A 1542-nucleotide genomic window follows, 5' to 3' on the forward strand; every position below is an offset into this window, starting at 1 on the left:
GATTACACCACCAATTTCCTGTGTTCCATAACCAAGCATTGGCAAAATTCGTTTGAATGCCTTTCCATGTGCTCCTTCGTCCATTTCATACGTCTTGAATTGCACTTCATTGTAGCCTCTTTCAAACGTCCTGATATTCGGTTCGACGAAATGAGGGTATTTCTTCTCGAACGTCTTACGGATTACATTTTTCATCGCTTCCGGATCTAGGAAATCGATAATTCGATACAAAGCTCCAAGCATCGCAGTATTAACTTTCGTTTTTTCTTCTACTGCAATGGTTAGTGCATCTACAATTGCTAATGTTCCATATTCAAGGTGAAGATCTTTTTTTATATCATCAAAATCTCTGGTCGAATTCACAAGCATGATGCCATCCGGGCGCAATCCGCTTACTACATCAACCATTTTATAAAGTGCTTCATGGAAGACACCAACTACATTTGGTTCTTCTATTGGACTATGAACCCTGATTTCAGTTTCTGGTTCACAAAAACGAACAAAACTTTTAACTGGCGATCCCTTTTTCTCTGAACCATATGAAGAAAAGTTGGAACCATTCAATCCAAGTCCCAGTACTCCTGCCTCTGCCAGCATCTTCCCGGCAAGGTTTGCGCCGAGACCTCCAATTGATTCAAGTCTTATCTCATAAAATCCCAAATCATTCTTTTTCGGTAAGATAGACATAATCTCCCTCCCCATTTTGGTTGTTCAAGGTAAGTGAATATCAACATTCCCCATCTATAATTTTAAAGACTAATTCAATTTAAAGCTGTGACATATATCAAACATTTCGATATTTTTATTAGAACACACCCAGAAATCACATCTTTTTTCCGTATTTTATTACGGTTTCATATGTATAACAGAAATACTTTTGTATTAGTACAGAAGACTCGATTTCCGACAAAAGGAATAATCCCCTTAAATTTCAACTATTTACATAGTTTTTATATGGGGTTAAAAGGGTAAAAGGGTTATAGTGAATTTTGGGGGTCTCTCAGATAAGGGAGGATTTATGAAGCAACGAGATTACTACTTTGATAATGCTAAATTCATCTTGATTTTTTTCGTGGTATTTGGCCATCTTCTGCGCTCTTTTATTGAAGACAATGAAATGATTTACAATATATATAAAGTCATTTACACATTTCATATGCCTGCTTTCATCCTGGTGTCAGGATTTTTCGCAAGGGGCTTCAATAAAAAAGGGTATGTTTTAAAGATTGCCAGAAAATTGATACTTCCATATATCATTTTTCAATTGATTTATTCGGTTTTCTATTATTTTCTCTATAACAAATCGACTTTTACAGTAGATCCTTTGAATCCACATTGGTCTCTCTGGTTCCTGATTAGTTTATTTTGCTGGAACATTATGCTTATAGGCTTCTCAAGGCTAAGCCCTGCAAAAGGACTTTTGCTGGCATTTGGATTGGGGCTGGGTGCAGGGTATTTTGATTGGGTTTCCAACTATTTAAGCCTTTCAAGAACATTCGTGTTCTTTCCATTGTTCCTGCTTGGATACCACCTGACGAAGGA

2 protein-coding genes are annotated in these 1542 nt (G+C 36.8%); one reads left to right on the forward strand and one right to left on the reverse strand.

What is annotated here, in order from left to right:
- The coding region (locus tag WB217_RS11000) for a 2-oxoacid:acceptor oxidoreductase family protein (protein WP_423993272.1) at positions 1-687 on the reverse strand (687 nt) is incomplete at its 3' end.
- Positions 688-1018: 331 nt separating this feature from the next.
- On the opposite strand from WB217_RS11000, the gene WB217_RS11005 reads away from it, so the two are divergent.
- The coding region (locus WB217_RS11005) for an acyltransferase family protein (RefSeq protein WP_423993273.1) at positions 1019-1542 on the forward strand (524 nt) is incomplete at its 3' end.

The sequence above is a fragment of the Mesobacillus sp. genome (assembly GCF_049588175.1).
Classification (GTDB): domain Bacteria; phylum Bacillota; class Bacilli; order Bacillales; family Cytobacillaceae; genus Mesobacillus.